The 18,843-nt window shown below is 62.5% G+C and carries 18 protein-coding genes; 6 read left to right on the forward strand and 12 right to left on the reverse strand.

Features of this window, described 5'->3' with window-relative positions; genetic code table 11:
- The first annotated feature begins 151 nt into the window (after window positions 1-151).
- On the forward strand, window positions 152-1,171 hold the full coding sequence (locus tag JQ611_RS03735) for a zinc-binding dehydrogenase (RefSeq protein ID WP_212464545.1): 1,020 nt from the start codon (window positions 152-154) through the stop codon (window positions 1,169-1,171).
- Window positions 1,172-1,254: 83 nt separating this feature from the next.
- On the opposite strand, the gene JQ611_RS03740 is transcribed toward JQ611_RS03735, so the two are convergent.
- The 8 genes from JQ611_RS03740 to JQ611_RS03775 all read right to left on the reverse strand — a co-directional run bounded on the left by JQ611_RS03740 (window position 1,255) and on the right by JQ611_RS03775 (window position 9,914).
- On the reverse strand, window positions 1,255-2,472 hold the full coding sequence (locus JQ611_RS03740; protein WP_212464546.1) for an ABC transporter substrate-binding protein: 1,218 nt from the start codon (window positions 2,470-2,472) through the stop codon (window positions 1,255-1,257).
- A 33-nt stretch (window positions 2,473-2,505) separates the two neighbouring features.
- A complete protein-coding gene (locus JQ611_RS03745; protein WP_212415777.1) occupies window positions 2,506-3,201 on the reverse strand; it encodes an ABC transporter ATP-binding protein in 696 nt (231 codons plus the stop codon).
- Window positions 3,198-3,896 carry an ABC transporter ATP-binding protein gene (locus JQ611_RS03750; RefSeq protein WP_212464547.1) on the reverse strand — a complete coding sequence of 233 codons (699 nt, stop codon included), beginning with the start codon at window positions 3,894-3,896 and terminating at the stop codon, window positions 3,198-3,200. The genes JQ611_RS03745 and JQ611_RS03750 overlap by 4 nt, the downstream gene beginning before the upstream one ends.
- A gap of 1 nt (window position 3,897) precedes the next feature.
- Window positions 3,898-4,947, reverse strand: coding sequence for a branched-chain amino acid ABC transporter permease (locus JQ611_RS03755; RefSeq protein WP_212464548.1), 1,050 nt, complete (start codon window positions 4,945-4,947; stop codon window positions 3,898-3,900).
- Entirely contained in the window at window positions 4,944-5,801 is an 858-nt protein-coding gene (locus tag JQ611_RS03760) for a branched-chain amino acid ABC transporter permease (RefSeq protein ID WP_212268821.1), read from the reverse strand. The genes JQ611_RS03755 and JQ611_RS03760 overlap by 4 nt, the downstream gene beginning before the upstream one ends.
- A gap of 358 nt (window positions 5,802-6,159) precedes the next feature.
- Window positions 6,160-7,332: a phosphotransferase family protein gene (locus tag JQ611_RS03765; RefSeq protein WP_212268822.1), complete on the reverse strand. Its 1,173-nt coding sequence runs from the start codon at window positions 7,330-7,332 to the stop codon at window positions 6,160-6,162.
- Window positions 7,333-7,363: 31 nt separating this feature from the next.
- Window positions 7,364-8,554, reverse strand: coding sequence for a CaiB/BaiF CoA-transferase family protein (locus tag JQ611_RS03770; protein WP_212268823.1), 1,191 nt, complete (start codon window positions 8,552-8,554; stop codon window positions 7,364-7,366).
- Between the two features lie 61 nt (window positions 8,555-8,615).
- Window positions 8,616-9,914 (reverse strand): enoyl-CoA hydratase-related protein, encoded by a 1,299-nt coding sequence (locus tag JQ611_RS03775; protein ID WP_212464549.1) that lies wholly within the window; start codon window positions 9,912-9,914, stop codon window positions 8,616-8,618.
- A gap of 247 nt (window positions 9,915-10,161) precedes the next feature.
- On the opposite strand from JQ611_RS03775, the gene JQ611_RS03780 reads away from it, so the two are divergent.
- The 5 genes from JQ611_RS03780 to JQ611_RS03800 all read left to right on the forward strand — a co-directional run bounded on the left by JQ611_RS03780 (window position 10,162) and on the right by JQ611_RS03800 (window position 15,222).
- Window positions 10,162-11,334, forward strand: a complete 1,173-nt coding sequence (locus JQ611_RS03780) for an acyl-CoA dehydrogenase family protein (protein ID WP_212464550.1) — start codon at window positions 10,162-10,164, stop codon at window positions 11,332-11,334.
- An 89-nt stretch (window positions 11,335-11,423) separates the two neighbouring features.
- Window positions 11,424-12,182 (forward strand): glucose 1-dehydrogenase, encoded by a 759-nt coding sequence (locus JQ611_RS03785; RefSeq protein ID WP_212268826.1) that lies wholly within the window; start codon window positions 11,424-11,426, stop codon window positions 12,180-12,182.
- An 18-nt stretch (window positions 12,183-12,200) separates the two neighbouring features.
- The gene (locus JQ611_RS03790; RefSeq protein ID WP_212268827.1) at window positions 12,201-12,995 is read left to right on the forward strand and encodes an enoyl-CoA hydratase-related protein; all 795 of its coding nucleotides are present in this window, start codon (window positions 12,201-12,203) and stop codon (window positions 12,993-12,995) included.
- A 41-nt stretch (window positions 12,996-13,036) separates the two neighbouring features.
- Window positions 13,037-14,014: a 3-keto-5-aminohexanoate cleavage protein gene (locus JQ611_RS03795; protein ID WP_212464551.1), complete on the forward strand. Its 978-nt coding sequence runs from the start codon at window positions 13,037-13,039 to the stop codon at window positions 14,012-14,014.
- 62 nt (window positions 14,015-14,076) lie between these two features.
- Window positions 14,077-15,222, forward strand: coding sequence for an acyl-CoA dehydrogenase family protein (locus JQ611_RS03800; RefSeq protein WP_212464552.1), 1,146 nt, complete (start codon window positions 14,077-14,079; stop codon window positions 15,220-15,222).
- A gap of 163 nt (window positions 15,223-15,385) precedes the next feature.
- On the opposite strand, the gene JQ611_RS03805 is transcribed toward JQ611_RS03800, so the two are convergent.
- The 4 genes from JQ611_RS03805 to JQ611_RS03820 all read right to left on the reverse strand — a co-directional run bounded on the left by JQ611_RS03805 (window position 15,386) and on the right by JQ611_RS03820 (window position 18,826).
- On the reverse strand, window positions 15,386-16,567 hold the full coding sequence (locus JQ611_RS03805; RefSeq protein ID WP_212268830.1) for an acyl-CoA dehydrogenase family protein: 1,182 nt from the start codon (window positions 16,565-16,567) through the stop codon (window positions 15,386-15,388).
- Window positions 16,564-17,439 (reverse strand): CoA ester lyase, encoded by an 876-nt coding sequence (locus JQ611_RS03810; RefSeq protein WP_212464553.1) that lies wholly within the window; start codon window positions 17,437-17,439, stop codon window positions 16,564-16,566. Before JQ611_RS03810 ends, JQ611_RS03805 begins: the two co-directional genes overlap by 4 nt.
- Window positions 17,436-17,888, reverse strand: coding sequence for a MaoC family dehydratase (locus JQ611_RS03815; RefSeq protein WP_212268832.1), 453 nt, complete (start codon window positions 17,886-17,888; stop codon window positions 17,436-17,438). The genes JQ611_RS03810 and JQ611_RS03815 overlap by 4 nt, the downstream gene beginning before the upstream one ends.
- Window positions 17,889-17,956: 68 nt before the next feature.
- The gene (locus JQ611_RS03820; RefSeq protein ID WP_212268833.1) at window positions 17,957-18,826 is read right to left on the reverse strand and encodes an SDR family oxidoreductase; all 870 of its coding nucleotides are present in this window, start codon (window positions 18,824-18,826) and stop codon (window positions 17,957-17,959) included.
- Between the last annotated feature and the right edge of the window lie 17 nt (window positions 18,827-18,843).

Consider the following 18,843-nt stretch of genomic DNA (forward strand, 5'->3'; position numbering starts at 1 on the left):
AAAAATCTACCGGCCCGTTCACCTATCGAAACTGGACCGCGTACCGACCGCGGCGGGGCGAGCGCGCCTTGAGGGAACAAGCACAAGACACATATGATAAACGTGTGTCCGAATACCGGAACGCGCGACGGGCGAAGCAGGAGAAGGCACCATGAAAGCGGCGGTCCTGGAACGGCGCGGAGCCGACGGCGTCAGCTGGCGGGATTTTCCCGATCCGGCCCCTGCCCCCGGCGAATCCGTGCTCAAGGTCGCGGCCTCGTCGCTCAATCGCGTCGATCTCTACATGCGCGACAACGGCGCCGGGATCACGCACACCTTGCCGCAGGTGATGGGCGTGGAGGCCGCGGGCGAGATCGTCGAGGCCGAGCCCGGTAGCGGGTTGAAGCCCGGCATGAAGGCCATCCTGTTTTCCGAGGCGTTTTGCAACAATTGCCGCTATTGCCTCGCCGGCGACCAGCCGCTGTGCGAGAACGTGAAGATCATGGGCGAGCACCGCCATGGCGGCTTTGCCGAATATATCGCGATGCCGAACCGATGTTTCCTGCCGTTGCCTGATGACGCCGATCCGGTCGCGGCCGGCGCCCTGATGACGGGCCACCTCACCGCCTGGCGTATGCTGTTCGGCAAGAAGACCTTGCAGCCCGGCGAGAGCGTCCTGATCGTCGGCATCGGCGGGGGCGTCGCGGTCGCCTGCCTGCAGCTTGCAAAACTGGTGGGCGCGCGGGTCTTCGTCACCTCGTCCAGCGATGAGAAGATCGAGCGCGCGATCGCGCTGGGCGCCAGCGGCGGCGTCAACTATCAAAGAGACCGGGTTTCGAACGCTATCCTGCAAATGAGCGATGGCGGCGTCGATATGGTGATCGACAGCGTCGGCGAAGCGAGTTGGGGTGAATCGCTGCGGTCGCTGCGGCGCGGCGGGCGGCTTGTCACCTGCGGCGCGACGACGGGTTCCAACCCGCCGGCCGATCTGCAACGCGTGTTCATCCGCCAGCTGGAGATTTACGGATCGACCGGCGGCAGCCTTGCCGAATTCCGCCAACTGCTCGATGTGTTCAATCGCGGTCTGGTGAAACCGGTCATCGATGCGACATTTGACATGGCGGACATACGCGCCGCATTCGACCATCTCGCGTCCGGGGCGCAATTCGGCAAGGTGTCGCTGGTGCCGTGACAGGCAGGCCGCAAACAGGCGCGGCCTGACGCAGACAATTCGGCGCCGGCGTCGAAACTTGATCGACATCGGCGCCGGACCGCTCACTTCTTGCAGGCGGGATCGACCGGGGGAATGATGTCCGGGCCCGGCTCGATCTTCTTGATGTGGTAGGTCGGCTTGCCATCCTTACCCGGCAGGATCTGGCTGATGGCCATCCGCCGCACGGCCTGATGATCGCCCGCGCGCATCTCCACGTCGCCAAGCACCGTATCGGCCTTCAGGCCCGACAGCGCCGTCCGCACGGCGTTGATGTCGGTCGAATTCGCCTTGTTGAGTGCGGCCGCGATCAGCTGAATGGCGGCGTACTGGTCAGCGCCGGTGTAAGGCGGCAGTTCGCCGTTGTACTTTTCACCATAGGCCTTCACGAAGTCTTCGGCCTGCGCGCCCGGAAAACCGGCAACGAAGCCGATGTTCTGATAGACGCCCAGCACCGTGTCGCCCTGCGCGGGCAGCGTTTGCGGGATCACGAAGGAATTTCCCAGCACCATCTTGTACTTCTTGAACAGGCCGAACTGCTGTTGCTGCTTGGCGAGGTTGATGGCGTCGCTGCCGAAGATCGTCACGAACAGGCCGTCGGCCGGTTCTGCGCCGAGCTCGGAAATCTTGGCGCCGAAGTCCGGCGTTCCGAACGGGGTGAACAACGTCTTCGCGATCGTTCCACCCTGCGAGGTAATCAAGCCCTTGAACTTCTCGGCGGAGTCGCGCCCTGCCGCGTAATCAACCGCGATGATGTCCCATTTCTTGACGCCCTGGTCCTTCAGGAATTCCCTGTAGGAACCCATGATCATCGAGTCGTTGGCGTTGACCCGGAAGTAATTCGGCGAGCAGCCCTTGCCGGTCAGACCATCGGCATTGGCCATCACTTCGACCATCAAGGCTTTCAATGCCGGAAGTTTCGCCTGTAGCGCCGGCGAGACGGACGAGGTGTCCATTCCGGTAATGAACAACGCGCCATCCTTCTGGACGGCGCGCGTGGCGCCGTCCACGGCGGTATCAGGCGTGCCGGGATAGGTGATGAAGACGGCTTCAAGCTTCTTGCCGGCGCCGCCGCCGGCGGCATTGATCCGCTCGATCGCCAGATTGACCGCCTTGGTCTGGGTTTCCTTCAGGCCAGCCAATGGCCCGCTGTCAATCAGCAGCACGCCGATCTTGACGGTATCGTTGGCGGAAGCTGTGGTCGGCGCCGTGGTTGCCATCGCGATGGCGAGGGCCGCCGAAAGCAGCGCGCCGAAGCCCGTACTGGTAAGTGCCTTCCTCATATTTGCTCTCCCTACGCCTGGTTTTAAATTTTCTTACAACGCCATCAGTGCCTGGTTCTCAGGCGCACCGATCGCCGGTGTCGGTCCTGAGCCGACGACTTCTCCCTTGGCCAGAATGATGAATCGGTCAGTCGCACGCTTGACCAGATTCAAATGCTGCTCGACTACGAGCACACCGGTTCCTGCCTGGCGGATCGTATTGAGGGCGCCAACCAGCCCGTCGATCAGCACCGGCGAAAGGCCCTCCGACGGCTCGTCGAGAAAAACCAGGCTCGGGTTGGCCATCAGCGCCCGGCCAATCGCCAGCATCTGCTGCTGGCCGCCGCTCAACATGGTGCCGGGCCGGTTCGCGCGCTCTTCGAGCACCGGGAACAGATCGTAGACGGCCCTCAGATCCCAATACCCAGCCCTGCCCGTCGCCTTGCTGAGCAGCAGGTTCTCCTTGACGGTCAGATTGGGCAGGATGCGACGGCCTTGCGGTGCAATCGAAATGCCGAGTTTCGCCGCCATATAGCCGGGCAGATGATCGACCCTGCTGTCATGCACCCAGATTGCGCCGGAGATGATGTTGGTCTCGCGAAAAACCGAGAGCAGCAGCGTGGACTTGCCCGCCCCGTTGCGGCCCACCACGGCCACCGATTCCCCTTCATTGACCGTGAGGTCGATCCCATGCAGCACCGTCGAGGCGCCATAGCCGGCAACCAGCTTCTCGATGCGGAGCGCGCTCATGCCGCGGTTCCGAGATAGGCGGCGACGACGCGATGGTCGGCGCGAATTTCCTGCGGCGTGCCGGTGGCGAGGTGGCGGCCGAGGTCGAGCACGGTGACCTTGCCGCAGCAGGCGAATACCGCGTCGACATCATGCTCCACCACGACCGCCGCAATCTTCCGCTCGCGCACGAGATCGCGCAGATGCTCGAACAGGTGCAGCGTCTCCGCCGCCGAAAGGCCTGCGCCCGGCTCGTCCAGCAACAGCAAATGCGGGCGGCCGATCAAGGCCAGGGCGACGTCCACCCTGCGCTGCACGCCGTAGGCGATCCGGCCGGCCTTCTGGTGCAGATAGCCGGAGAGATCCATCACCTCGATCACGTCGTCGAGCCTGTTGTCGCCAAGATGCTGCGCAACCAAATGAAGCTGTTCGTGAACGGTCAGATCCTGGAACACGCTGGTGCGCTGGAACGAGCGCGCCATGCCCTGCCGCCGCCGCCAGGCCACCGAGCGCCGCGTGATATCCTCGTTGCGATAGTGGACGGTTCCCGCGACCGGACGGCGGCGGCCGCAAACCGCGTCGAGCAGTGTGGATTTGCCGGCGCCGTTGGGACCGATCACGCCGTGAAGAATGCCGTCGCCAAGGACTTCCAGATCGACGTCCGACAGGGCCCGGACCGATCCATAGCTCACGGAAAGATTCTCGATCTTGAGCATGTCAGGACGTCTCCCGTCGTCCGCCGAACCCGAGCTTCCGCAGCCATGCCATGCTCGACAATCCGCCGACGACACCGCGCGGGAAAACCACGATGAACACGACGATGGCGATGCCTGTCAAAAGCTGCGTGAGCCCGCGCGCGCCGAATTCATCCTGCGCAAAGGAAAAGATCACGCCGCCCAGCAGCGGTCCAACGGAGCCAGCAATGCCGCCCATCAGCGCTGCGACCAGCGAATTGGTACTGATCGTAATCCCAAGACTCTCCGGCGAGACGAAGCCGGCGTTGAGTACGTGCAGCAGGCCGGCGACGGCGGCGACGATGTTGACGAGGACATAGGCGATCAGGCGCGGCAGATAGGTGTCGAATCCCGAGAACCGCATGCGTTCCTCGTTCTCGCGCACCGCGCGCAGGATGGCACCGAGGCGGGAACGGCCGACGGCCCACAGCGCCAAACCGGAAAGCCATGCGGCGACCCACATCACCAACCAGAACCGCGCCGGGCTGGCAAAGTCCGCGGCCTCCATGCCGAATACCGTGCCCTTGAAGCTGACGACGAGGCCGTCGGCGCCTCCGGTGTAGTCGCGCAATGCTTCCAGCATGACGGCGTGGCTGATCATCTCGCCGGCGGCAAGCGTCAGCATCATGAAGGCGAGCGGGTTGGTGCGCACAATGAGCGCGCCGAGAACGGTGGCGTAGACGACAATGATGAGAAAGGCGGCGCACAACGCCCACACCGGGGTCAGGTTCCAATCGTTCATGGCGATGGCAAACAGCAGGCCGGAGCCGCCATAGATGCTCGCCGCGCCCAGCGCCACCAGTCCGGCCTGGTTCATCAGGAACGCGACGCTGAGGGCGAGCATGCCGAGCAGCAAGCCTTCATTGGCCAGCCGGAGCACGAAATCGCCGGCGAAGCGGGTTGGCGCCACCGCACCCACCACGAACACGATCGCAACCGCGACAAGGGTCAGCGGCACGCGCAGGGACGATCCGCCGATCGCGCCAAGCGGGGCAACGCGCTCGCTTGCCGCGGTCGTTGTCCGGTTACTCAATTGAGCACCCTGCCGCGCCCGATGCCGCGGGGAGCGACCAGCAGCACGATCATCAGCAAGATGTAGGGAACCAGGGCAGCGATATTCGGCAGGAAAACCGATCCCGCGACCTGCATGAACCCGAACAGCAACGCGGCGACGATCGCGCCACCAATGCTTCCGGTGCCGCCGATCACCACGATGATGAGGCAGTTGACGATCATCGTCACGTCCATTCCCGGGTCAATCGACAGATAGGGACCTGCCAGCACGCCGGCGACACCGGCGAACGCGGTGCTGAGGCTGGTCACCAGCAGACTGAGCCGGTCGGCATTGATGCCCATCATGCGCGCCACGGACGGATCCTGACTCACCGCGCGGACATAGAGCCCCGAGGATGTGTATCTGAGCCACAGGGCAAGAAGCGCGCACGACCCCAGCCCCATGATGATCAGGAAAATGCGGTAGACCGGATAGGACAGGTTCAGCACCGTGACCGAACCGGACAGGATTTGCGGCGCATCGACGCTGCGCGCAACGCCGCCATAGAAGAAGATGATGATCTGCCCGAGGATGATGCCGAGCCCGAGCGTGACCAGCGCGACCTCGATATGCGACCTGCCTTGCAGGGGCCGCAGCGCCAGATATTCGAAGGCGATGCCGAGCAGCGCAAGCAGGATCGGCACCACGATCAATGCCAGCCAGAATCCACCGACCAGCGAGACCGTGTAGCCGAGATAGGCGCCGAGCATGTAAATCGCGCCGTGGCCGAAATTGATGACGTCGCGCAGCCCGTAGATCAGCGCGAGGCCGCTGGCGAGCATGATCAGCAGCGAGGCAAGCGCCAGCGAATTGGCGATCAACAGCGCGATCACGCCGGCGCCCTCTCGTCATGCGTCCGCGGACGAAACGCGTCCGTCCGATACGCCGCCAATTTGCGCACCCGCTTCCGCAATGGACCCTCCCCGCCACGTTAGGCGTGCGCCAACGATCCGATCGCGGGCGCGACGCCGAACTGCTTCTTTTCCCGCCGTGCCGGCGGACCGGGTCTATGCCCGCTATTTAGTACACGTGTTTATCATATACTTCTATGCCCCGCAAACGCAAAACGCCAACCAACCTGCGCTGCTCTGCCACACGTATGCCGTCACGCCGGGAGTTTGGTCGACGAACTAGTACACAAGCGCAACGACGCGGCGGATTTCGGCGCACAAAACTGCAAGCCAACGAAGATCAACTGTCGAGCGCGTCCAGATCGGCCATCGCCGTCGTCATCCGCCCGATCATCGTCAGCGTGGTGGCCTCGGGCTGCATGTTCGGCAACAGCGGCGAGTGACACAGCGTGATCGTCCACATTGCGAGCGCGTGCACGATCTGCTGCCGATAGCGCCGGAAGCTGAGGTCGAAGTCCGGCTTGACGCCGGTCTTCTCCGCGAACCGCTCGATATAGCGGGCCAGCAGTTCGCGCTCCCAGCTCCGGCGATCATCCGGCGTCAGCGACGCCGTCACGGCGTAGGCGAAGTCGCGTGACCAATGGCCGCGCGACAGACATTGCCAGTCGCACAACCCCATTTGGCCCGAACCTGTCCGGTACCAGTTGCCGATGTGCACGTCGGAGTGAATGAGGCCCTGCGGCTCGCTGTCATGCAGCGCAAGTGCGCGCATTGTTGCGGGCCAGACATCGTCGCGGCGCGCCATGACCGCAGCTGGGATGACGTGAGCGGCGGCGTCAAACGCTTTCCTCGTGTAATACTCGGTGCCCATTTTCGCCGCACCGATGGTGAACCATCGGGGATAGCTGGCGAGCCAGCGGTAGCGTTCGGCCAGCGTCGGATCGCCGTAGAAGCGGCCGTGCAACGACGCCAAGAGATCGATCATGTCGTCGGCCATGGCGCGGGTGACGTATGTCTTGTGATTGCAGAACGTCGCTGACTTGGTTGCGACCAAATCTTCCAGCAGATGGATCGCCGCAAACGTTCGCCGGTCATAGGCGGAATGATAGCACAGCGGGGCTTCGATCTCGAGTTGGGCGCGGATCTGCGTAAAGAAACTGCCCTCCACGCGCGCCGTGCCGTTGAAGCCGCCGATCATGCGGGTGACGATACTCGGCAGCGACTTGGTGAAGATCGAGACCGGCAAGCCGGCGCGGCGACCTTCCTCGTTGTAGGACACTCTTAACTGATGCCGCTCGTGGGTGCCTGCACTCGCAGGCTTGATTTCAACGTCTGTGACAATGGCTCCCGGGACCTTGCCGCAGAGGACCGCCGTCAGCCATTCAGGCGTAACAGCGTAAGGTGTGCAGGGCACATCGTCGAACCGGCGCGCCATTGGCCGCGCCAGGCGCTCGTAAGCGACACGTCCACTGATTTTCAGCGCGGCCAAGGCCGTATCTGTTGATTGTCCCATCTTCTCAATTTCCCCTTAAGCGGCGCAAACCTCAACCGATCACACGTTCCCGACGCAATTCGCCGATTATTTCGGATGACAGACCTATTTCACCCAGCACGTCGTCGGTGTGCTGTCCCAGCACCGGCGGCGGCCTGCCTGCGCGACGTTCCGCCCCGTTGATCAGAACAGGGTGACCGACACCCTTCAGCCTACCCGCGGTCTGGTGCTCGTAATCGACAATGATGCCGCTTGCTTTGGTGTGCGGATGGTCGAGCAACTGCGCGATCGAATTGATCGGCGCGCAGGGCACGCCGACGCCGGTCAGCACCTCGTTCCAGTGCGCGACGGAATTTTGCCGCAGCGCCGCCTGGACATGGCCGAGGGTTTCCTTGCGGTGCGCAACGCGATCCGCATTGGTCCTGAATCTGATATCATCGACGATTGCGCTCAATCCGGTGACCGCACAGAATTTGCGCCAGAGATTGTCGTTGGCGACCCCGATCATGATCGGCCCGTCGGCCGCCTCGAAGGCCTGATAGGGACAGAGCGATTCATGGCTCGATCCGCATTTCGGCGGCTGAACGCCGCGCTCCCAGAAGGTCTGGAGGTTGTAACCGAGCAGGCCCAGTGCGGTTTCGAACAGCGAGACCTGGATCTCGCCGCCCTTCCCGGTTTTTTCCCGCGCATACAGCAGCGCCAGAATGCCGCTGAAGGCATGCACACCGGTCATCTGGTCGATCGGCGAGATCGGACTGCGGATATAGCCGCCGTCCTCGTCGCCGGTCATCGACATGACCCCGCAAAATGCCTGCAGGATCACGTCATAGCCGGGCGAGTTTTTCAGCGGCCCAGCGCGGCCAAACCCGGAGATGCTGCAATGAATCAGGCGGTCATTCAGGGTGCGCAGCGTTGCCGCGTCGATGCCGAGACGCTCGGCCACTCCGGTTCCAAAGCTTTCGATGGCGACGTCGGCGGATTTGGCCAGCGCGTGGACGATCTCGCGGCCCTTCTCCGTTTTCATATCGACGGCGATGCTACGCTTGTTCCGGTTGGCGCTGAGAAAGACCGTGCCGAGGCCCGGCGCCGGAAACGGCGGCCAGCCGCGCGTCTCATCCCCCTGGCCGACGGTCTCCACCTTGATGATGTCGGCGCCGAGATCGCCGAGATATTGCGCACATAGCGGACCTGCCAGGACCTTCGACAGGTCGAGGACGCGGATGCCGGTCAGGGGTTTTGACACTGTCGTTCTCTCAATTGAGTTGCGCGAGCCGCGGTAGATGAAGTTTCGACGCCGGCATCAGTCAGGCGCCCGGCTGAGCGGACGAGAAGGCACCTGCCATGTAGGCGGGAAAGCCATATTTCGTGACCAGCAGATAATCCGCCGCGCGGCGCTGATCCTCGGAGAAGGTGGCCCGCCATTGGTCTGCCGCGGCATACGCCCGCGTCAGCCGCTCGCGCAGCGCGCGTTTGCCTTCGGTGACAGGCTCCGCCTCCAGCCAGAATGCGGACTGGGCAATGACGCCATCGAATGCCGGCGCCTTGCCCGGGCCGTGAAAACCGGCGCGGGCGAACGCGTTTGCAAGCGTTGCATCTGCTCCGGCCTGCAGCGCCTCGGATACCGCCGCCACGGCCTGTTCGACGGGCGCCGGAATGCCTCCCGCCTTGCGAAAACGGTCATGATCGAGCCGCCCGAGAAACAGCGTCCTGATCATGTTGCGCGGCTCGCGCCGCTGGATGAGCTTTGAGAATATCTGCATCTCGCTGCGGATCGCCGCATCAAAGGGTTGCGGCAGCCCTTGCGCGACGCAATCGAGAATAGCGAGCGGCGCCGGATAGTGCCCAAGTGTTTCCGCCAGAACACCCTCGCGTTTCCGCTCGATGATTGAAGCTGCATCATCGACGTCCACCGGCCGCCAACCGGAACGGTCCCAAGGCTGCGACGCCGATGGATGCGACAGCACCCATCGTTCCGCCGCCGCCACCTCTTCGCCGGCAGCAACCAACTCATCGACCACGCCGGCGGCAATAGCGGCCTGGCCGGACAGCCGCGCACCTTCCAGCAGGATCGAAAATGCCTTTTCGATTCCGGTCAGACGCGGCAGCCGTTGGGTTCCCCCACCTCCCGGCAACAGCCCGACCAGAGACTCCGGCAAGCCAAACGCGACCTTGGGATCATCGACCATGACCCGGTGGTGGGTCGCCAGCGCCAGTTCGCCGCCGCCGCCGAGCGCCAGGCCCGCGATTGCCGCCGCGACTGGCTTGCCCGCGGTTTCGATTCCACGCAGCGCCTGACTGAGGCGGAAGAAATGGTCGAACGCCACGCGATCCCGCGTCTCGGCCGGCGCTGCCATGATCATGTCGTAGGCCAATCCCAGTTCGGCGAGATCGGCGCCGGCACAGAATGCCGATGGCTTTCCCGAGCGGATCACCACGCCCTTGACGTCGCTGTCGCGGAGCCACCGGCTGAAAATGGCGAGTTCGGCAATCGCGGCGTTGGAGAACACATTCATCGGACGGCCGGGCATGTCGAAAACAAGATGTAGGACATTGTTTTCGCGGCGTTCGGCGCGGAATTGCTGCAACTTTCGCAGTTCGTCCATGGGCTTCCTCTCCGCCGTTGTTTTTTGCCCTATAGCATATCGTATATCTGTGTACTAGTTTAAACCAACAGCTTTGCCGCCTTGAAAAATGCTCTACTTCGGTTGCAGCGATGATGCCGCAGGGCGCGAAAGTTCTGACACTGACGTTATTTACCGCTGATGCAAAAAGCCCGCGGCGCCAGCTTGCCTTTTACCATCCTCGAACATATAGTACACTACCTAACTAAATTGATGTGGACGGATGTCGATGATCGAGCGCACCATTTTCCGCGAGGAACATCATATTTTCCGGGAATCGGTCCGGCGCTTCGTCGATCGCGAGATCGTGCCGTTTCATGCGCAGTGGGAAAAAGACGGCATCGTGCCACGGGAACTGTGGCTCAAGGCCGGCGCCGAGGGGCTGCTCTGCTGTACCGTTCCGGAAGAATATGGCGGCATGGGCCTCGACTATTTGTTCGACGTGGTCGTGTTCGAGGAATTATGGCGCTCCGGCGCGAGCGGCCCGGGATTTCTGATTCACACCGATCTCGTGGCGACCTATCTGCTTTCGTTCGGCACCGAAGCGCAAAAGCGGCGTTGGCTGCCGAAGATGGTCTCGGGCGAAGCGATTGGCTCGCTCGGCATGACGGAACCGCATGCCGGCAGCGACCTCAAGGCGATCCGGACCCGCGCCGTGCGCGATGGCGATGATTTCGTCATCAACGGCCAGAAGGTCTTCATCTCGAATGGCCAGCTCTGCGATTTCGTCGTGCTGGCGACCAAGACCGACGGCAGCGCCGGCGCCAAGGGCGTGACGCTGTTCATCGTCGAGAGCAACCGGCCCGGCTTTCAGCGCGGAAGAAACCTCGAAAAAATCGGGATGAAGGCCCAGGATACCTCCGAACTGTTCTTCGAGAACATCCGCATTCCCGCGACCAACATGCTCGGACTGGAGGGTAAGGGTTTTGCCCTGATGATGACGAAGCTGTCGCAGGAGCGGCTCGCCCAGGCGATCCGATCCGCCACCGTCACCGAAACCGTGATTGACTGGACCGTTGAATACACGTCGGACCGCAGCGTGTTCGGTCAAAAGCTCGCCAACTTCCAGAATACCCAGTTCAAGCTCGCCGATCTCAAGACCAAGGCAACGGTCGCCCGTGTCTTTACCGATCGATGCATCTCGCTCTTCATGGAAGGAAAGCTCGATCCGGTCGACGCCGCGATGGCCAAGATGTTCACTTCCGAACTTCACTGCGAAGCCGTCGATGAATGCCTGCAATTATTCGGCGGCTGGGGTTATATGACGGAGTACCCGATCGCGCGCGCCTATGTCGACGCCCGGATCGTCAAGATTGCGGGCGGATCGATCGAGATCATGAAAACCATCATCGCCCGCCAGATGTTCGCGCAATGTGGTTTTGCGCTCACCAAGAGCGGTTGATCGCATTGATGCCACACGGCCGGCGGACGCCAAGGTATCCGCCGAAACAGAACAGACGACCGAAGCGTCGCAAACCAAGGGAGTGAGATTTGAGAGGCTTATCAGGCAAGGTAGCGATCGTTACCGGCGGCGGCCAGGGCATCGGCCGCGCCATCACCCTTCGGCTCGCGGAAGAAGGCTGCAAGGTGGCGATTTTCGACATCAATCCCGACGCCGGACATGAGACGGCGAAACTGGCGCCGCAGTCGGCGATCACGACCTACACCGTCGATGTCGGCGACCGCGCCTCGGTCGATCGCGCAGTCGCGCAGGTCGAGGCCGAAATCGGCCCCATTTGGGTTCTCGTCAACAACGCCGGCTGGGACCGGCCGATGCCGTTCCTGAAGACCGACAAGGAACTCTGGGACAAGATCATCCGCATCAATCTGTATGGTCCGCTCAATACCCACCACGCCATCGCGCCGCTGATGGTCGAACATGGCGGCGGCCGTATCATCAATATCGCTTCCGACGCGGCCCGCGTCGGCACCAGCGACGAGGCGGTCTACTCGGCCTGCAAGGGCGGGTTGATCTCCTTCACCAAATCGATCGCTCGCGAACTCGCCCGCAAGAACGTGCTGCTGAATGCGGTGTGTCCGGGTCCCACCAACACGCCGATGATGGCGGCGGTGCTGGGCGAAGGCGAACAGGCTGTGAAATGGAAGGACGCGATGGTTCGCGGCATTCCCTTAAAGCGCATGGGCGAGCCCGACGACTATGCCGGGATCATCGCTTTACTGGCGTCGGACGACGGCAAATTCATCACCGGACAGGCCATCTCGGTCTCCGGCGGCATGAACATGATCTAGCAGATGTGAGGTTTAGCGATGATAGCAGATCCGACCAAATTCACCGACGTAATCTACGAAGTCCGCGATCGTGCCGCATGGATCATCATCAACCGGCCCAAGGTCTATAATGCCTTTCGCGGCCAGACCCTCGAAGAACTGATTCAGGCGTTCCAGATTGCCGCCAACGACCGCAACGTTTCGAGCATCGTGCTGACCGGCGCCGGCGACAAGGCCTTCTGCACCGGCGGCGATCAGTCCGCGCATGAAGGGCAATATGACGGCCGCGGCGTCGTCGGGCTGCCGATCGACGAGCTGCAGGGACTGATCCGGGATGTTCCCAAACCTGTCATTGCACGCGTCAATGGCTTTGCGATCGGCGGAGGCAACGTGCTGGCGACGCTGTGCGACCTGACGATTGCCGCCGACACCGCGCAATTCGGGCAGGTCGGACCGAAGGTTGGCTCCGTCGACGCCGGCTGGGGTACCGCCTTGCTGGCCCGCCACGTCGGCGACAAGAAGGCGCGCGAGATCTGGTTCATCAACGACCGTTACACCGCCGAACAGGCGCGTGAAATGGGGCTGGTCAACAAGGTGGTTCCGGCCGCCGAACTCGATGCCGCGGTCAAGGACTGGACCGACAAGCTTGCGCAGCGGTCACCGACCGCGATCGCGCTGGCAAAGCGCTCCTTCAACGCCGACAGCGACAACATTCGCGGTATCAGCAACCTGGCCCTTCACGCGGTGAAGCTGTTCTACGATACCGCGGAATCGAAGGAAGGCGTCGCCGCCTTCAACGAGAAGCGGACGCCGGACTTCCACAAGTTCACTTAGCCCTTTTGGCAATGAACGCGTCGCCTCCCTCGCGCTCGCCGATGCCCTCACCTCGCATCGCTGAACGCGCATCGCAAGAGGAAAACACCGTGCCGGCACGTAAGGTCATCATTTCCTGCGCGATCACGGGCTCGATCCATACGCCCTCGATGTCGCCTCACCTCCCGGTGACCGCGGCGGAGATCGCGGAATCCGCTCTGGGGGCGGCCGAGGCAGGCGCCGCGATCGTGCACCTTCACGCCCGCAATCCGATAGACGGCCGGCCGGACCAGTCGCCGGAAGCCTTCGAGCCCTTTCTTCGTGTCATCAAGCAGCGATCCGACGTGGTCGTGAATCTGACGACCGGCGGCTCGCCCTATATGACCGTCGAAGAGCGGATCAAGCCCGCGGCAGTCTGGAAGCCGGAGGTCGCCAGCCTGAACATGGGATCGATGAATTTCGGCCTGTTCCCGATGCTCAAGCGATACAAGCAGTTCAAGCATGACTGGGAGCCCGCGATGCTGGAGGGCTCCCACGACCTCGTGTTCCGCAATTCCTTCAAGGATATCCGTTACGCGCTGGAAACGCTTAACTCGACCGGCGCGCGCTATGAGTTCGAGTGCTACGACACCAGTCATCTCTACAATCTGCATTACTTCTGGACCGAGGGTCTGGTGAAAGCGCCGCTGTTCATCCAGACCGTGTTCGGCCTCCTGGGCGGCATCGGCGCGCATCAGGAAGACGTCATGCACATGAAGCGCACCGCCGATCGCCTGTTCGGCGACAATTATCGCTGGTCGGTGCTGGGCGCCGGGCGCGCACAAATGCCGGTCGCGGCGATTGCGGCGGCCATCGGCGGAAATGTGCGCGTCGGCCTCGAAGACAGCCTGTGGATCGGCGCCGGCCAACTTGCGGCGTCGAACGCCGATCAGGTGACGCAGGTTCGAAAGATCATCGAAGGGCTGGGACTGGACGTCGCGACGGCCGACGAGGCGCGCGAGATCCTTGAGCTCAAGGGCGGCGACAAGGTCGCGTTCTGACCGCTGATCGATCGGAATGATGTAGCGGCCGGATCGCCAAAAGCAATCAACGGGAGGCCTCAATGCTGCCCCATCGCAGGGTTTACGACGAAGAACATCAACAGTTCAGGGAAACCGTGCGGCGCTTCGCGGCATCGAAGATCGCGCCCGATTTCGCACGATGGGAAGAAGCCGGGATCATCGACAGGTCGCTCTGGGGCGCCGGCGGCGCGGCCGGCCTGCTCTGCCCGCAGGTCCCCGAAGAGTTCGGCGGCGCCGGCGGCGACTTCCGGCACAATGCCGTCGTGATCGAGGAACTCAGCTATTCCGGCTTCGCAGGCCCGGCCACTGACTTCTCCGTGCACAACGATGTCTGCTGCGGGTACCTGCTCAGCTACGGCACACCCGAACAAAAGAAGAAATGGCTACCGCGCATGGTGACGGGTGAAACCGTCTGCGCGATCGCGATGACCGAACCCGGCACCGGCAGCGACCTGCAGGGCATCCGCACCCGCGCGTTACGCGAAGGCGACGAGTTCGTGATCTCGGGCCAGAAGACCTTCATCTCCAACGGGCAGATGTGCGACCTCGTCATCCTCGTTGTCAGGACCAACCCGGAAGGTGGTTCACGAGGAATGAGTCTGGTTCTTGTCGAGACCGACCGTCCCGGCTTTCGCCACGGCCGCAACCTCGAAAAGCTCGGACACCTCTCCTCCGATACATCAGAACTGTTCTTCGACGGCGTGCGCGTCCCCGTCAGCAATCTGCTGGGAGCGGAAGGTGGCGCGATGGGCGCGCTGATGAGCGAGCTGCCGCAGGAGCGTTTGACCATCGCGCTGCATTCGATCGCCGCGGCGCAGAAGGCCTTCGATCTTGCCAAGGACTACGTGCAGCAGCGCAACGCTTTCGGATCGCCGATCGGCAGCTTCCAGAACACAAGGTTCAAGTTGGCCGACCTGAAATCCGATCTTGCGGTGGGATGGGCCTATGCCGACCAGTGTCTGCACGACCATATCAACCACGAACTAACCACCTACGCGGCGTCGACGGCAAAACTCTGGATCACCGAAATGCATGGCCGGCTTGTCGACCAATGCCTGCAATTCTTCGGCGGCTACGGCTTTATGCGCGAGTATGAGATCTGCCGCCTCTACGCGGATGCGCGGGTGCTGCGGATCTACGGCGGCACCTCGGAAATCATGCGTGAGCTGATTTCGCGCAATCTGTAGGGCAGATCGGGGCTGCATCGTTCGAGAAGCCGCTTCGCGGCTCTCACGTCGTCATGCCGGCCTTGTGCCGGGCATCCACATCCTGGCTTCCTTAGGCAAGAAAGACGTGGATGGCCGGGACAAGCCCGGCCATGACGAAAAAGCGAATCATTTTCAGAATCCCTCAATAGCTCTTCGGCAATTCCAGCACCTTCTCGGCAATAAAACTGAGGATCAACTGTTCGGTGATCGGGGCCAGCCGCGTGATCGAGACTTCGCGGAACAGGCGCTCGACGTGATACTCTTTGGCGTATCCAAAGCCGCCATGGGTCATGATCGCCTGCCACGCCGCGTCGTGGCCGGCGCGGGCGCCGAGGAATTTGGCGGCGTTGGCTTCGGCGCCACAGGGTCTGTCGTGATCGTAGAGCCAGGCAGCACGCATCGCCATTTGCCAGGCTGACTCCAGATACATCCAGTTTTCCGCGAGCGGATGCTGGATGCCCTGATTCTGGCCGATCGGCCGGTCGAACACCACGCGCTCCCTTGCATATTTCGCCGCCCGGCGCAGCGCGTCCTGGCCGATCCCGATCGCTTCGACCGCAATCAGGATGCGCTCGGGATTGAGGCTGTGCAGGATGTAGGAAAAGCCCTTGCCCTCCTCGCCGATCCGGTCGGCTTCCGGAATGAACAGGCCGTCGATGAAGATGGCATTGGAATCAACCGACTTGCGGCCCATTTTCGGAATGCGATGAACATCGATCTTCGACCGGTCGAGGTCGGTGTAGAAGATCGTGATGCCATCGGTCGGCCGCGCGCAATCTTCATACTTGGTGGTCCGGGTCAGCAGCATGATCTTGTTGGCGACCTGTGCGGTCGAGGTCCAGACCTTCTGGCCGTGCACGAGATAGCCACCGGGGACCTTTTGCGCGAAAGTCTTGATCCTGGTCGTGTTCAGCCCGGCATCCGGCTCGGTAAAACCGAAGCAGCATTGATCTTCGCCGGCGACCAGTCGCGGCACCCAGCGCGCCTTCTGTTCCGGCGTGCCCTTCACGACGATCGGATGCGGTCCGAACAGGTTGATATGCACCGCCGATGTCGCGGACATACCGCCGCCATGGCTGGCGACTTCATGCATCATGATCGCAGCCTCGGTCACCCCGAGGCCGGAACCGCCATACTCTTCCGGCATGGTGATGCCGAGCCAGCCGGCGTCGGCCATCGCGCGATGAAACTCGAACGGAAACTTGCCGTCGTCATCGCGCGCCAGCCAGTAATCGTCGCCAAAGCGCGTGACGACTGAGCGTACGCCCTCGCGAATAGCCGCCTGATCGTCTCCCGGCTCGAACTCGTTGGCCAATGCACTCATGTGACGTCCTCCCCGGCCGACGCGAGCGCGCGCTTGGCCGCGATCAGATGCGGCATGTCATACATCTTGCCGTCGATACCGAGCGTCCCCGCATCGGGCTGCGCCGCGAACGCCGCCACCACGCGGCGCGCATGCGCCAGATCGGCCTCCGACGGCGTGAAGCATTGATTGATCGTCGCGACCTGAGCGGGGTGAATGGCGATCTTTCCAACAAAGCCGTCGCGGCGTGCGATCCGGCAGCTTTCCGCCAGCCCTTTCTCGTCCTTGAAATCCCCATACAGCGTGTCCAGCGCCATGGCACCCGCAGCACCCGCGGCGAACAGGCATTGCGCCCGCGCTACCTGATACGGGAACGTCCAGCTTCCGTCGGCTTCCTTGTTGGACAGTGCGCCGAGCGCCGCACCCAAATCCTCGGCGCCCCACGTCATCGCAACCAGGCGCCTGCTCGGCGTTGCATAACTCGCAAAGCCGATCATCGCAGCCGGTGTCTCGGTCGCCACCACGAGTAACTTCACATGCCCCGGCGTGACCCCGGTTGCCACCTCGAGCACGTCGACGTAGTTCGAAATCAGTTCGATATCCTGCGTGCCGTTGACCTTCGGGATCAGGATGCCGTCGAGGCCCGGACGAACAACCGCCGCGAGGTCTTCGAGCGTCAGCTCGCTGCCGAGCGGATTGATGCGCACCAGAAACGCCCAGTCGCGCGCCGGACCACCCAGCAGGTTTTTCACCATCTCGCGCGCCAGCGCCTTGCGCGGCGGCGCTACGGCATCCTCAAGATCGAGGATCAGCGCGTCGGCGCCGATACCGGATGCCTTTGCGAATTTGCGCTCGCTGTCGCCAGGCACAAACAGAAGGGAGCGCAATCTCATGCGGGACGCCTCATCATCAGGCCTGTGCGGCGGCAATAAGCGATTTCCTCGTTGTGCTGGTTGAAGCCGCGATGCTCGAACGTGACGATGCCCTGGGTCGGGCGGGACTTGCTCTCGCGCACCGCCAGGATCTTCGTTTCCGCCCTGATCGTATCACCGGCAAAGACCGGGCGTGGAAATTTGGTGTCTTCCATCCCGAGGTTTCCGACCGTCGTTCCCAGGGTGGTGTCCTGCACCGACAGGCCGATGACAAGGCCGAGGGTGAAGATCGAGTTCATCAGCGGTTTGCCGAATTCGGTCGATTTGGCGTATTCGTGATCGATGTGCACGGCCGCCGGATTATAGGTCAGCGACGAGAACAGGATGTTGTCCATGTCGGTGACCGTCCGCCGGATTTCATGAACGAAAGTTTGCCCGACCGAAAACTGCTCGAAATAGAGTCCCGCCATCCCGTTTCCTCGCCTTTCTGTATTCGTACACACACGTACTATTTCTTATTGACGCTGCCCGACAGGAGTCAGGGCGCTTTCTTCAACGCCTCCGGAAGCCTGGAGCGATGAAAGCCTTCAAAGGGCGCGCTACGATTGTGCGGTTCGAGCTTCCACGTCGTCCGCGCATTCGGTGTGCCGCCATCGACCCGAATGCAGGAACCGGTGACGTAGGCGGCAGCCGGCGACAACAGATACACGATCGCGGCCGAAATTTCGGCCTCGGTGCCGAACCGCTGCAGCGGCACACCGGCCGTGAAATCATGCAGCTTCTTTTGCATTTCCGGCGTGTAGGTATCGAACCCGCTGGACACGATGCCGCCCGGCGCGACCGCATTGACACGGACTCCCGAAGCGGACCATTCGCACGCCGCGGTTTCGGTGAGCGTCAGCATTCCGCCGCGCGCCGCACCGGAGTGGGCGAACTCGGGCCAGCCATGCCAGATGTCGGCAATGATGTTGACGATGGCCCCGCCATTGGCCTCCATCCAGCGGTTGTAGACCTCGCGCATGAAAATGAAGCCACCGGTCAAATTGCTGCGGACCACGGCCTCAAAGCCCTTGGTCGAGATGGTTTTCATCGGCGCGCGATATTGACCCCCGGCATTGTTCACCAGCCCGTCGATGCGGCCATAAGTGCCGAGCACCGCGTCGATCGCAGCGATTACCATCGTTTCGTCGCGGATATCGCAAACATGGGTGAGGACCCGTCCGCCATCCTCTTCAATCTCCGCCCTCACCTCCGCCAGCTTTTCGGCAGTGCGGCCGAGGATCGCGACATTGGCACCGAGAGCAACCAGTTCGTGTGCGGTGCAACGGCCGATACCGCTGCCGCCACCGGTGACGATAATCGTCTTGCCCTTGAACAGATCGGACCTGAAAACCGATTGATACGGCATCGTGCTCTCCGAGAGTG

It is taken from the genome of Bradyrhizobium sp. AUGA SZCCT0182, assembly GCF_018130185.1.
Classification (GTDB): Bacteria; Pseudomonadota; Alphaproteobacteria; order Rhizobiales; family Xanthobacteraceae; genus Bradyrhizobium.

Coding starts and splice junctions, on each gene's coding strand:
- JQ611_RS03820 (WP_212268833.1), bottom strand. CDS start 18,826: ATGCCGTATCAATCGGTTTTCAGGTCCGATCTGTTCAAGGGCAAGACG.
- JQ611_RS03775 (WP_212464549.1), bottom strand. CDS start 9,914: ATGGACGAACTGCGAAAGTTGCAGCAATTCCGCGCCGAACGCCGCGAA.
- JQ611_RS03790 (WP_212268827.1), top strand. CDS start 12,201: ATGATAGCAGATCCGACCAAATTCACCGACGTAATCTACGAAGTCCGC.
- JQ611_RS03765 (WP_212268822.1), bottom strand. CDS start 7,332: ATGGGACAATCAACAGATACGGCCTTGGCCGCGCTGAAAATCAGTGGA.
- JQ611_RS03795 (WP_212464551.1), top strand. CDS start 13,037: ATGCCCTCACCTCGCATCGCTGAACGCGCATCGCAAGAGGAAAACACC.
- JQ611_RS03740 (WP_212464546.1), bottom strand. CDS start 2,472: ATGAGGAAGGCACTTACCAGTACGGGCTTCGGCGCGCTGCTTTCGGCG.
- JQ611_RS03780 (WP_212464550.1), top strand. CDS start 10,162: ATGATCGAGCGCACCATTTTCCGCGAGGAACATCATATTTTCCGGGAA.
- JQ611_RS03810 (WP_212464553.1), bottom strand. CDS start 17,439: ATGAGATTGCGCTCCCTTCTGTTTGTGCCTGGCGACAGCGAGCGCAAA.
- JQ611_RS03805 (WP_212268830.1), bottom strand. CDS start 16,567: ATGAGTGCATTGGCCAACGAGTTCGAGCCGGGAGACGATCAGGCGGCT.
- JQ611_RS03750 (WP_212464547.1), bottom strand. CDS start 3,896: ATGCTCAAGATCGAGAATCTTTCCGTGAGCTATGGATCGGTCCGGGCC.
- JQ611_RS03735 (WP_212464545.1), top strand. CDS start 152: ATGAAAGCGGCGGTCCTGGAACGGCGCGGAGCCGACGGCGTCAGCTGG.
- JQ611_RS03745 (WP_212415777.1), bottom strand. CDS start 3,201: ATGAGCGCGCTCCGCATCGAGAAGCTGGTTGCCGGCTATGGCGCCTCG.
- JQ611_RS03800 (WP_212464552.1), top strand. CDS start 14,077: ATGCTGCCCCATCGCAGGGTTTACGACGAAGAACATCAACAGTTCAGG.
- JQ611_RS03815 (WP_212268832.1), bottom strand. CDS start 17,888: ATGGCGGGACTCTATTTCGAGCAGTTTTCGGTCGGGCAAACTTTCGTT.